The sequence below is a fragment of the Saccharopolyspora mangrovi genome (assembly GCF_035320975.1).
Taxonomy (GTDB): Bacteria; Actinomycetota; Actinomycetes; order Mycobacteriales; family Pseudonocardiaceae; genus Saccharopolyspora; species Saccharopolyspora mangrovi.
On sequence record NZ_JAWLNX010000013.1, the window covers coordinates 140,555 to 152,889 of the forward strand.

Annotated in this window: 8 protein-coding genes; 4 read left to right on the top strand and 4 right to left on the bottom strand. The window is 69.9% G+C overall.

What is annotated here, in order from left to right; translation table 11 throughout:
- Window positions 1–19 precede the first annotated feature (19 nt).
- Window positions 20–1,132 (bottom strand): hypothetical protein, encoded by a 1,113-nt coding sequence (locus R4I43_RS19465; RefSeq protein WP_324267076.1) that lies wholly within the window; start codon window positions 1,130–1,132, stop codon window positions 20–22.
- 407 nt (window positions 1,133–1,539) lie between these two features.
- Here R4I43_RS19465 and R4I43_RS19470 point away from each other — a divergent pair, with 407 nt between their 5' ends.
- The 4 genes from R4I43_RS19470 (at window position 1,540) to R4I43_RS19485 (ending at window position 6,125) form a co-directional block, all read left to right on the top strand.
- A complete protein-coding gene (locus R4I43_RS19470; protein WP_324267077.1) occupies window positions 1,540–2,805 on the top strand; it encodes an aspartate kinase in 1,266 nt (421 codons plus the stop codon).
- Window positions 2,805–3,857, top strand: a complete 1,053-nt coding sequence (locus R4I43_RS19475) for an aspartate-semialdehyde dehydrogenase (RefSeq protein ID WP_324267078.1) — start codon at window positions 2,805–2,807, stop codon at window positions 3,855–3,857. The genes R4I43_RS19470 and R4I43_RS19475 overlap by 1 nt, the downstream gene beginning before the upstream one ends.
- 127 nt (window positions 3,858–3,984) lie before the next feature.
- Window positions 3,985–4,590, top strand: a complete 606-nt coding sequence (locus R4I43_RS19480) for a Uma2 family endonuclease (protein WP_324267079.1) — start codon at window positions 3,985–3,987, stop codon at window positions 4,588–4,590.
- A 56-nt stretch (window positions 4,591–4,646) separates the two neighbouring features.
- On the top strand, window positions 4,647–6,125 hold the full coding sequence (locus R4I43_RS19485; RefSeq protein WP_324267080.1) for a gluconokinase: 1,479 nt from the start codon (window positions 4,647–4,649) through the stop codon (window positions 6,123–6,125).
- A gap of 212 nt (window positions 6,126–6,337) precedes the next feature.
- On the opposite strand, the gene R4I43_RS19490 is transcribed toward R4I43_RS19485, so the two are convergent.
- The 3 genes from R4I43_RS19490 to R4I43_RS19500 form a co-directional block, all read right to left on the bottom strand.
- Window positions 6,338–8,398, bottom strand: a complete 2,061-nt coding sequence (locus tag R4I43_RS19490; RefSeq protein ID WP_324267081.1) for a dynamin family protein — start codon at window positions 8,396–8,398, stop codon at window positions 6,338–6,340.
- The gene (locus R4I43_RS19495; protein ID WP_324267082.1) at window positions 8,395–10,206 is read right to left on the bottom strand and encodes a dynamin family protein; all 1,812 of its coding nucleotides are present in this window, start codon (window positions 10,204–10,206) and stop codon (window positions 8,395–8,397) included. The genes R4I43_RS19490 and R4I43_RS19495 overlap by 4 nt, the downstream gene beginning before the upstream one ends.
- Before the next feature lie 176 nt (window positions 10,207–10,382).
- Entirely contained in the window at window positions 10,383–12,176 is a 1,794-nt protein-coding gene (locus R4I43_RS19500; protein ID WP_324267083.1) for an IniB N-terminal domain-containing protein, read from the bottom strand.
- Window positions 12,177–12,335 lie beyond the last annotated feature (159 nt).

Below are 12,335 nucleotides of genomic sequence, written 5' to 3' on the forward strand. Positions count from 1 at the left end.
CAAAACCTCCCGAGAGTGCTCAGATGGCGTATTCCCAGGCCGTCAGCGAGTAGGCGCCCAGCCAGGAGCCGAAGAACACGAGCAGCACCGCAGTCGTCACGGCCGTGGCCGGACGCCGTTTGCTCAGCCCGATCGCGACCGGGATGAGCAGCGGGAACGCCGGCAACATCAACCGCACCTTGGAGTACATCAGCCCGTCCGAGCCTAGGTCCAGCACCAGCACGGCCGCGGCGAACAGCACCAGCGGCCACGGCAGCCGGTGCCACACGCACAGCGCCAGCAGCACCAGCGCCGCCAGCACCACCCAGACCGTGAACGTCTCGAAGACCGACTTGTCCTCGGTCAGGGCCTCGACCACGAACTGCGCGGTCTTCGCGCCGCCGTCGAACGCCGACGACCAGCCGCGCGCCTGCAGCTCGAAGTAGCCGTTGAGCGTGCCGGTCTGCACGCCGACCCAGCCGATGTAGGCGAGCATGCCCAGCGGCGCGAGCAGCACCGCCAACCACGGCCGCCAGGAGTCCCGGCGCTGCACGATCGAGATCACCGCGGCCAGTCCGATCACCCCGACCAGCGCGGCGGCGGTCGGCCGGATCAGACCCGCGGCGGCGCAGCACAGCCCGGCCAGCGGCCAGTTGCGCTCGACGACGCCGATCAGCGCCCAGATCGACAGCGCGCAGAACAGCGCCTCCGAGTAGGCCATCGACAGCACCACGGACATCGGTGCCGCCGCGAACAGCACGACCAGCAGCAACCCCACCCGGCGGGTTCCGCCGAGCCGTTCGCCCAGCCGCGCGAGACCGTAGGCGGCCACCACGCCGCAGACGAGGCTAGCGGTGATCGCCGCGCCGATGGTCGTCACGCCCGGGATCAGCGCGATGGCCATGATGAGCAGCGGATATCCCGGGAAGAAAGCCAGCGGGGTCTCCGGGTACCGGTGCCCGAAGCCGTCCACCATGCTCGGGTTCACGCCGCCGTAACCGTGCGCGGCGATCTCGGTGTACCACTGCCCGTCCCAGGCGTTGAGGTTGCCCAGCAGCGACTCGTCGTTGACCGCCGAGAGCCAGGCGAGGACCAGCAGTCCCACCAGCCGGATTGCGAGGTAGACCACAGCCGGGGTCAGCGCGATGATCATTCGGCGTTGCCGCGGTGTACCCAGGCGTGCGCTGCCACTCGATCGTGTCGCCTGCTGTTTCCGCTGCGTAGCAGCAGTGTTTCCGGTATCCCCCAGGGGTGGTTCCAGCGCGCCCTGCGTGGTGGACAACCCGACGCTCCGCTCTTGTCGACAATCGCGTCCAACAGGGTAGACGTGACGTTCGTGATTGGGGTTCACCCCCAGTGGTCGGTAGGCTAGTCCGGCAGCGGAGCGACCTGGTAGAAGGCCGTTTCGGCCGTGATCGGCCGACGCTGCCTCCCGCCCGGTCGCGGGGCGGAGGGCGCATCCCGAAGACCGGGTGTGCCACTGCTCTTCGTCCACCCGGTGTCAGCGCGGGGACAACCCGTGCCCGGGACGACCGCAGCGGTCGAGGAGGTTTGTTTCACGTGGCGCTCGTCGTCCAGAAGTACGGCGGTTCCTCACTCGAGAGTGCTGATCGCATCAAACGGGTCGCCGAACGCATCGTCGAGACCCGCAAAGCGGGCAACGACGTCGTGGTCGTCTGCTCCGCGATGGGTGACACCACTGACGAGCTGCTCGACCTCGCCAAACAGGTCAACCCGGCACCGCCGGAGCGGGAACTCGACATGTTGCTGACCGCGGGGGAGCGCATCTCCAACGCGTTGGTCGCGATGGCCGTCGAGTCGCTCGGCGTGGAAGCCCAGTCGTTCACCGGCTCGCAGGCCGGCATGATCACCACCTCGGCGCACCAGAACGCGCGGATCGTCGACGTGACCCCGGGTCGCATCCAGGAGGCGCTGGCCGAGGGCCAGGTCGCGCTCGTCGCCGGGTTCCAGGGTGTCTCGCAGGACACCAAGGACATCACCACGCTCGGTCGCGGCGGCTCGGACACCACCGCGGTCGCGGTGGCCGCGGCCATGAACGCCGACGTCTGCGAGATCTACACCGACGTGGACGGCGTCTACACGGCGGATCCGCGCATCGTGCCCGACGCGAAGCACCTCGACCACATCACCTACGAGGAGATGCTCGAGATGGCCGCCACCGGCGCGAAGGTGCTGCACCTGCGCGCGGTGGAGTACGCCCGCCGCTACGGCGTGCCGCTGCACGTCCGCTCGTCTTACTCGCCCAAGCCCGGCACGACAGTGTCCGGTTCAGTGGAGGACCTTTCCGTGGAACAGGCGATGATCACCGGCGTCTCGCACGACCGGTCGGAGGCCAAGGTCACCGTGCGCGGTGTGCCGGACAACCCGGGCGTCGCGGGCCGCATCTTCCGCGTCGTCGCCGACGCCGAGATCGACATCGACATGGTGCTGCAGAACGTCTCCGGCACCGCGTCCGGCAAGACCGACATCACCTTCACGGTGGCCCGCAGCAACGGCGCGGTGGCCGTGGCCGAGCTGGAGAAGATCTCCGGTGAGGTCGGCTTCGAGGAGGTCGTCTACGACGACCAGGTCGGCAAGGTCTCGCTGGTCGGCGCGGGCATGCGCTCGCACCCGGGCGTGACGGCGACCTTCTGCGAGGCGCTGTCCAACGCCGGGGTCAACATCGACATCATCAACACCTCGGAGATCCGCATCTCGGTGCTGATCCAGGACACCCAGCTCGACACCGCCGTGCGCGCGCTGCACGAGGCCTTCGAGCTCGGTGGCGACGAGGAAGCCGTTGTTTACGCGGGGAGTGGTCGCTGATGGCACCCACGCTCGCGATCGTCGGCGCCACCGGCGCTGTCGGCACCGTTATGATCGACATCATCAACAACCGCGACTCCGTGCCGTGGGGTGAGATCCGGCTGATCGCCTCGCCGCGGTCGGCGGGCAAGAAGATCACCGTGCGCGGCGAGGACCGCACCGTGGTCGCCCTGGCCCCGGAGGCCTTCGACGGCGTGGACATCGCGCTGTTCGACGTGCCGGACGAGATCTCCGCCGAGTGGGCCCCGGTGGCCGCCTCGCGCGGTGCCGTCGCGGTCGACAACTCCGGCGCCTTCCGGATGGACCCCGAGGTGCCGCTGGTGGTGCCCGAGGTCAACCCGGAGAAGGTGCACGAGCGCCCGAAGGGCATCATCGCCAACCCGAACTGCACGACGCTGTCGATGATGGCGGCGCTGGGTGCGCTGCACCGCGAGTTCGGCCTGCGCGAACTGGTCGTGTCCTCCTACCAGGCCGCTTCCGGTGCTGGTCAGGACGGCATCGACCGGCTCTACGCGGAGCTGGAGGCGGTGGCCGGCAAGCAGCTCGGCGTCCGCGCCGGCGACGTCGCCGAGGCCCTGGCCGCGGCGGGCCTGTCCGCCGAGACCCCGTTCAAGGCGCCGCTGGCGCTCAACGTGGTCCCGTGGGCGGGTTCCCGCAAGGACGACGGCTGGACCTCCGAGGAGCTCAAGGTCCGCAACGAGTCCCGCAAGATCCTGGGCATCCCGGAGCTGAAGGTCTCGGCGACCTGCGTCCGGGTTCCGGTGCTGACCACGCACTCGCTGGCGGTGCACGCCACCTTCGAGCGCGAGGTGTCGGTGGACCAGGCGCACAAGGTCTTCTCCGACCAGCCGACCATCGTGCTGCAGGACGACCACGACAACGGCGTGTTCCCGACCCCGGCGGCCGTCGTCGGCGGCGACCCCACCTACGTCGGTCGCGTCCGCCAGGCGCTGGACTTCCCGAACACGCTGGACTTCTTCGTCTGCGGCGACAACCTCCGCAAGGGCGCGGCCCTCAACACCTACGAGATCGCCGAAACCCTCGCCAAGTGACCTGATCACTGGCACGACAAGGGCGCCTTCTCCCTGGCCACAGGGGGTGGGCGCCCTTCTTGTTTCCATTGCGGCGGATTCAAGATCCACTCGAACCTGTGTTTGCCCTTCGTGGAGCTGGGAACGCGTGATCAACGCGGCCATCAGTGGAGGCATGTCCGTGATGAGCTGGCCCGACCACCTGATGATCTTGGAGGAGTTCGAGCAACTCCCCGAGGACAACTCGCGGCGCTACGAGCTCCAGGAAGGCGTCCTCCACGTGACCCCGAAAGCCGCCGGCTTCCACCAGTTCGTGCTCACTCGACTTTCTGCTGTGCTCGACCGGATTTTGCCGGAAGGCTGGGCAGCGGTCAGCGAGTCCGAAGTCGTGATCCAGCAGGCCTATCCGCCAACGATCCGGATTCCAGATGTCATCGTGCTGGGCCTGGATCGGATTCTGGAGCAGCCGGTGAGGTACCACGCGCAGGACGTCGCGCTCGCATTCGAGGTGCTGTCTCCCGGTTCGAAACGCGTGGACGATCTCGTCAAGCGTGCCGAGTACGCCGAGGCGGGGATTCCCTCCTACTGGATCCTAGATGTCGCTGACCAGCCGAGGCTCACCGCTCAGCGGCTGGTTGATGGTGTCTACAAGGAGGACTTCAACGGCACCGGGGTGTTCATGACCGATCAGCCCTTCGGCCTGCGGATCGATCTCGACGCCTTGAGAACCAGGATCGCGCCGACGCGGGAGTGATGCTGGGCACCATGCCTGGGCCGAGTTGGTGCGGTCCGGGCGGATAGGTTCAGGGCATGAGTTCTGTCCCGGTCGTGCTGGGTGTCGATCTTGGCACCACTGCTACCAAGGTCGTCGCCGCAGGCACCGATGCTCGGGTCCTGCACACCACCGAGCGCGGGTACCCGCTGCGCACCGACGAGTCGGGTGAGGCCACCCAGGACGCCGCCGAGGTGCTGCGGGCCGCGGTCGAGGCGCTGGCCGAGTGCGTGGCGTGGGCGCGCGAGCAGGGCCACGAGGTCGCCGGGCTGTCGTTCAGCAGCGCGATGCACACCCTCGTCGGCCTGGACTCCCGGGGCGAACCGGCGACGCGGGCGTTCAACTGGGCCGACACCCGGGCTTCCGAGGTGGCCGCGCGGCTGCGCTCCGAGCCCGAGACGTCCTCCGCGCTGCACCGCGCGACCGGAACTCCCGTGCACACCCAGTCGGTGATGGTGAAGCTGGCCTGGCTGACCTCGGGCGGAGCCGAGATCGGCGAGGTCGAGCACTGGTGCGCGCTCAAGGATTTCGTGGTCACCGCCTTCACCGGTGAGTTCGTCACCGAGCACTCGCTGAGCTCCGGCAGCGGTCTGCAGGACATGCAGACGCTGAGCTGGCACGAGCCCGCGCTGGAGGTCGCCGGGATCCGCGCCGCGCAACTGCCCGAGCTCCGCGAGCCGACGGCGTCGGTCCCGCTCGGATCGCAGGTCGCCGAGGCCGTCGGGCTCCCGGCGGGGCTGCCGGTGGTGCTCGGCGGTGGTGACGGGCCGCTGGCCAACCTCGGGGTGGGCGCGGTGGCTCCCGGTGTCGCGGCGCTGTCGCTGGGCACCAGCGGTGCTCTTCGCGTGACCCGCGACAAGCCGGGTGTGGACGAGCGGTGCCGCACGTTCAGCTACGCGCTCGCCGACGGCTTGTGGGTGATCGGCGGCGCGGTCAGCAACGGTGGCGTGGTGGGCCAGTGGGCGGCCGAGGCGTTCGGCGTGGACGTCGCCGACCTGCTCGAGGAGGCCGCCGCGGTGCCGGCCGGCGCCGACGGCCTGATGGCCCTGCCGTACCTGCTCGGCGAGCGCGCTCCGTGGTGGGAACCGGGCTTGACCGGCGCGTTCCTCGGACTGCGCCGTTCGCACGGGCGCGCCGAGATGACGCGCGCGGTGATCGAGGGCGTCGCTCAGCAGCTGGCCCTGGTGCGCGATGCCGTCATCGACACCGGTGCCGAGGTCCGCGCGATCCGCGCCACCGGCGGCGGATTCCGCAGCGACGTCTGGGCCGACACCATCGCCTCGGCGATGAACATGGACATCGACCTGGCCGAAGGCAGCGGTGGCTCGGGCCTCGGCGCGGTCCTGCTGGCCTGGCGGGCCCTCGGCGAGATCGACACCCTCGCCCACGCCGCGGAACTGGTCACGGTCGAGTCCCAGGTCTCCCCGGACCCCGCCGCGGCGGACCTCCTGGCCCGCCGCCGCCCCCTCATCGACCAACTCCACGGAACCCTCCGCGACCTGCCCCTGCCGGGGTGAACCCCCGCCCGGCCCCGGCTGGTGGCCGGCCGGGTGGGCGGTTCCGCGTGCGGCGGTTCCCAGATCGTCGGAGTGACCGGGCTCGCGACCGGAGGCGCCGTTCAGCCTGCGGCGGAGCAGCCGACACCCGCCGCGCGCCCACGTGGGGACACGATTTCAATGGAAATCGGGGTTCCGAGTTCCATTGAAATCGGGAACTTCGACCGGTGGGGTCAGCCTCGGGAGTGGCGGCCTGAGGGGGTGGGGTCGACGTGGTGGGACTCGTCGGGGTCCGGTTTGGCGTGGCTGCCCGTGGGTTGGTTGACGCTGGAGCGGGCTGGACCTGATTCGCCGGGTTCCGGGGCTCGGCGTCGACCGCCCGTGCTGGTGCCGACCTCGCGCAGGGCGCGGCGGCCCGTGGGGTGCTCGTGCTGCTGCAGGAACCGGGTGGCCGGGGTCCTGTTCGGATCGTCGGCGCTGCGGGACGGGGTCGACCACTCGCCCTGGTGGGCTCGCTCCGCCTCGGCGCGCCTGGCCTGCTCGGCCTCGGCCGCCTGCCTGGCCCGCTCCGCCTCGGCCGCTCGGCGGGCCTGCTCCGCCTGCCGGGCCTGTTCGGCTTCGGCGGCTTGACGCGCGCGTTCGGCCTCCGCGGCTTGCCTCGCCCGTTCCGCTTCCGCCGCCTGGCGGGCTTGCTCGGCTTCGGCGGCGCGCCTGGCCTGCTCGGCCTCGGCCGCCTGCCTGGCCCGCTCCGCCTCGGCCTGCGCCTGCTGCTGGGCTTGGGCTTGAGCGGCCTGCTGAGCCACCTGTTGGGCGCGGTCCGGTTGGGGTTGGCCCTGGTTCTGGACCTGGTGCAGGATCACGCGCTCCGCGCTGCGCAGGACGGTGCGGACGGCGTCGCGGTGCGCGCGGTCGAGCAGCGGGTTGACCGCCTGCTCCCGCCAGCGGGACAGCGTCGCGGTGGCCTCGTCGGCGACGTCGGTGATCGCGGCGGTCTCGTCCAGGCCGAGCTTGGCGTGCGCCGAGTGACCGGAGGCGCCGAGCAGCCGCTTCGCCTCGGCCTGCAGCGGGCGGGCGAAGCGGATCTGCCCGGAGTCCAGCGCGGACAGCGCGCGCAGCTCGTTCCACTCGTGGGCGTTGGTGAGCACCCGCTCGAACTCGCCGAGCAGCTGCTGCACCCCGGGCCGGGGATTGGCGCGCAGCACCATGTCCACCGCCAGCAGCGCGGACCGGGCGCGCAGCGCGTCCTGGCGCTCCACGAACTGCGAGTGCACCGTCTCCTGGAGGGTGGTGAGCCCGCTGGTCTCCAGCAGCTCCTGCTGCAGCTGCTGAGCCGTTCCGGTTCCGCCGCGCAGCAGGTCCAGCGACCGCGCGATGCCGTAGTGGCCGAAGCGCTCCAGCAGCCGCTGCCGGATCTCCGACGGCACCGCCTCCAGACCGGCCTTGATGAACCGCTCCGCCGACAGCAGCAGCGTGTCGCGGTCGGTGTCGGACAACCGGGAGAGGTAGGCGAGGATCTTGAAGTCGTCCTCGGTCATCGTCGACGCGGCCTGCCCGAGCAGCCCGACCACCGGGATGAAGTGCTGGGCGAACGCGCTCAGCGTCGGGTCGGTGCGGTAGCGCTCGGCGATCCGCTCGGCGGCGGCCAGCGCGTCGGAGCCGCCGTCGCCGGTCTCATCGGCGCGGGAGAACGCGACGACGGTGTTGATCGGCACGCAGCGCGCGGTCTGCAGCTCGTTGACCGACTGCAGGAACTGCAGGTCGGTCTGCCGCGGGTACCGGGTCAGGTAGAGCACGGCGTCGGACTCGGACAGGATCTGCGCGAGCGCGGAACGGCCCGTCTCCTGCACGGCCGCCGAGGCCACGCCGGGCGTTTCGATCAGCGTGATCGCCTGCAGCCCCGGGGTCGGGGACTCGATGACCAGCCGCGACACCTCGTCCGGGCGCCAGTGCTGCAGATCCCGGATCGTCGCTGAGTCCAAAGTGGACACGGGAACGTTCTGCACCGCGCCGTGCGGCGTGTGCACCAGGATCTTCGGTTCCGGCCCGTACTGGTAGAACGTCGTGACCTGGGTGCGCTCCTCGGCGTCGGTCGGCGCCAGGTCGGTGCCGATCAGCGCGTTGATCAGCGTCGACTTGCCCGACTTCACCCGCCCGCTGACCGCGATCCGCAGCGGCTGGTCGAGCCGCTCCAGCCGGTCCCGCAACCACGTCGTGGTGCGCGGGTCGTCGCGGTAGAACGTCATCGTCCGCAGCAGCAGGCCCTTGGCCCGCTCCAGGAGTGCTTCGGTGCTCATGCGGCGGTGATCCGGTTCTGCGTGAGCTGGGTGACCCGCCGGCGCAGCACGGTGATCTCCTCCAGCTTCTGCTTGATCTCCCGCGCCCGCTGGTCGCGGTCGACCGCGCTGCGCTCCGCGGAGCGCTTGATCGCCTGGATGGACTGGCTGATCTCCATCTGGGCGTCCTCGGTGATCCGGGTGAAGTACTTGTGGAGGCCCTTGTGGATCGCGCGGATGGTGTCCTTCGAGTCCTTGTTGACCTGGAAGATCACCTGCTCGATGTGCCGCTGCACGTTGCTCTTGGCCTCGGTCTGGCGGCGGCGCAGCCGCATGTCCTTCTCTTCCTTGAGGCTCTTGGTGCCCAGCAGCACGCCCGCCGAGATCGACACGACGTTCATCAGCGGCAGCCCGGCCATCGTGGTGATCAGGCCGAACATCAGCACACCGCCGTAGGAGCCGCGCAGACCCGTCAGGACCTTGTCGGAGTTCTTGTAGTCGGCGCCGGTCGGCAGCTTCGGTCCGGGGACGTCGTCGAGCGGATCCGGCGGGAGCACCTGGTTGAGCTCCGGCGGGCGGCTCATCTGCTGCGGCGGCATCTGCTCGGCGACCATCTCGGCCAGCCGCTGCTGGCGCTGCTCCAGCCAGCCGAAGGTCTCGGTGATCGCGTCGGTGAGCCGGGCCTGCAGCCAGCGGGTGAAGTCGTCCCAGATCGGCAGCGGGTCGGCGACCTCGAAGATCTCGTTGACCTCGTGCAGCACCGCCCAGGTGCGTTCCCGGAAGTCGTACTCGATGTCGGTGAACAGCTCGGAGATGCCGTCGTTGAGCGTCTTCTGCCAGTGCTGCGAGATGCGCCGCAGGTCCTCGGCCCGGCGCTGCGCGGTTTCCAGCTCGACCAGCGTTTCCGCCGCGGTGCGCGGGTTCTGGGCCGCGAGTTCGGCGCGCAGCGAGTCGTTGATCTGGGTCAGCGCCTCGGAGACGTTGTGCGCCACGAGCCTCCGGGTGAACTGCTCGTGCTGACCGGCCAGCTCGGTCTGCAGGAACTCCAGCAGCTGCGGGAAACCGGACTCGGCGTTGAGGTTGGTGTTGCGCGACTGCATGGCGCGCATCCGGATGTCGGCCGAGACCGGGAACAGCTTTGCCGAGATGCCCGCGTTGCTCAGGTGCTTGCGGTTGACCTCCAGGACCTTCCGCCAGTGCGGGGTCCGGTCGATCTTGGGCATCACCAGCGCGATGTTCGGGCACAGCGCGGTCGCCTGCTTGAGGAACGCGAGCTCGTTGGTGGTCAGCTCCTGAGTGGAGTCGGACACCATCAGCAGCGCGTCGGCCTCGGCGACCACGGACAGCGTCGTGCTGGTGAGGAACGATGAGACGCTGCCCACACCTGGCGTGTCCATCAGCGCCAGGCCGTTCTGCAGCACCGCGCGGGGGATGCCGATCTCACCGCGAGTGACCGGGCGGCCGTTCGCGGCGGCGCGATCCATGTGCTCGCGGACCTGGTCGATCGGCACCGGTGTGCGGTCCAGGGCGATTGGACCGTGCGCGGGCTCCTGCTCGATCAGCAGCGCGGTGGGCTCGTCGGAGTAGCGCACCAGCGTGGGCACGGTCGTGGTGACCTCGTCGCCCGACGGGCACACGGGGGCGTTCACGATGGCGTTGACCAGCGCGGACTTTCCCTGCTTGGACTCGCCGACGACCAGCACGAGCTGCGTCGGGTCGAGCACCCTGGTTCTGATCTGGCGCAGGCGGCCGTGCAGATCGGCGCGCTGCTGCTCGGCGCACTCGGCAGTAGCGCGATCGATCAGTTCCACCAACGCCGTCTCGATCACGGCGGCCATTGTGTCGTGCCGCGGCGGTTAGTCAAACCCAATCGGTTGAACTCACATCGCGATCGCGCACTCGCCGTGTTGTTCGGGGGTGCGAATTTTTTCCGGAAAGTGAAAAATGCCGGGATCCACTCAGGGAGCGGATCCCGGCATTCTCAAGGCTCAGTCGCGGAGAGCGATCAGAGCAGGCCGTCCAGCGGCAGCGCGTCGGTGGCGGTGTGGGTCAGCTCCTCGACCGGCTCGCCGACGACCGGGCCCGCGACCGGCAGGTCGCTCGGGGCCGGCAGGTGCGAGACCACGTCGCCGACCGGGGCCAGCGGAGCGTCGACCGGCAGCGCCGAGGTGACGTCCTCGACCGGCAGCGCGTCGGTGGGCAGGGCCGAGCCCAGGTCGTCGACCGGCAGCGCGGTGACGTCGCCACCGGCGACGGTGTCGGTCACGGAGCTGGCGAGGTCGCCGGCGACCGGGACGTTGGAGACCGCGTCGGTGACCGTGCCGGTGATGTCACCGAAGGCCTCCGAGCCGACCGGAACGTTGTTCACCAGGTCGCCGCCCGCGGCACCCGCGGCCACGTCGCCCACGACCGGGATGGTGCCCGCGGCACCGGTGGCGGTGTCGGCGACCTCGCCCACGACCGGGACGTTGGAGACGGCGCCGGCCACGTCGCCCGAGGCCACGTCGCCCAGCGCGTCGCCCACGACCGGGACGTTCGCGCCGGCGTCGGTCAGCGTGCCGGCAACGCCGGTCACGTCGCCCGAGGTCACGTCGCTGGCGACGTCACCCACGACCGGGACCGAGCCGACGGTGTTGGTGGCGGTGGAGACCACATCGCCGACGACCGGGACACCGGCCACGACGCCCAGCGGGTCACCGCTGGTGGCGGCGCCGGCCAGGTCGCCCACGACCGGCAGGCCGGCGGCGGTGTCGCCCAGGTTGCCGGCGATGCCGGTGACGTCGCCAGCGGTGACCGAGCCGACCACGTCGCCGACGACCGGGGCCTCGGAGACGGTGGAGGTCAGGCCGCCCGCGACACCGGTGATGTCGCCCGAGGTCACGTTGCCCACCACGTCGCCGACGACCGGGGCCTCGGAGACGGTGGAGGTCAGGTCACCGGCAACGCCGGTGATGTCGCCCGAGGTCACGTCGCCGACGACGTCGCCCACGACCGGGGCGTCGCCCACGACCTGGGTCACGTTGGCGGCCACGTCGCCCACGACCGGGGCGTTGTTGACCACGTCGGTGACGTTGCCGGAGGTCACGTCGCCCACCACGTTGGTGGCGTTGCCGACCACGCCGGTCACGTCGCCGTGCACCAGCGAACCGGTGGCGGAGGCCACGTCGACCGAGCTGTCGAAGACGTGGGTGGCGGTGCTGGTGATCGAGCCGACGGTGGAGGAGATCTCCTGGCTGTCGCCACCGATGTTCACGGTGTTGCCCGAGAGCACGTCGTGCACGTTGACGATGTTGTGGGAGTCAACGTCGTTGTGCTCGATGTCGATGTTGGTCTCACCGTTCGGAGCGGGGGCCGGGGCCGGAGCCGGCAGCTGGGCGTCGATGTCGCCGCCCTTGCCGAAGTCGTCAGAGGGGGTGTTCTTCAGCATGCTGAGTTCTTCCTGCTCGTGTGGATGTGCGGGATGCAGTTCACTGATCGCGACGTGCTGGTTGCTCGCGGCGAACTTCTCGACGCTGCTCGAAAGCGAGCGGTCGTACGCGTTGACCACCTCGACTGGCGCGTAGTCGAGGACCAGCGACGTTGCTTGCAGAACGTCCGTCGCGCTCATTTCCCCGAGTCCGACCTGATCCAGCGTGGCTTGCGGATCAGCGTCGAAGGCCGACCGTGCGGCCGGATCGCTGACGAGGCGCGTGAGGAACTCGTGCAGCGTCGGTTCCGCGGACAGGCCGGAGTTGGAGTGCGTCCCGGGGTCGGAGATGGGGGACTCGGCCTGACCGGAGGGGTGCTGAGGGTTCGCCATCGTCGGACCTCCCGATGCTCAGCGGTACTCGGCTAGGTGGACCGAGTGAGGTCGTGCCGTTCCCTCACTCCTGTGTTGATCACCGTAGGGATGACCCGCCCCCCAGCCATCGGGTACGACTCCTAGTTATCGAGATCTCTATTAGGGGATCGGTTGGGT

Coding starts and splice junctions, on each gene's coding strand:
- R4I43_RS19465 (WP_324267076.1), bottom strand. CDS start 1,132: ATGATCATCGCGCTGACCCCGGCTGTGGTCTACCTCGCAATCCGGCTG.
- R4I43_RS19475 (WP_324267078.1), top strand. CDS start 2,805: ATGGCACCCACGCTCGCGATCGTCGGCGCCACCGGCGCTGTCGGCACC.
- R4I43_RS19485 (WP_324267080.1), top strand. CDS start 4,647: ATGAGTTCTGTCCCGGTCGTGCTGGGTGTCGATCTTGGCACCACTGCT.
- R4I43_RS19490 (WP_324267081.1), bottom strand. CDS start 8,398: ATGAGCACCGAAGCACTCCTGGAGCGGGCCAAGGGCCTGCTGCTGCGG.
- R4I43_RS19500 (WP_324267083.1), bottom strand. CDS start 12,176: ATGGCGAACCCTCAGCACCCCTCCGGTCAGGCCGAGTCCCCCATCTCC.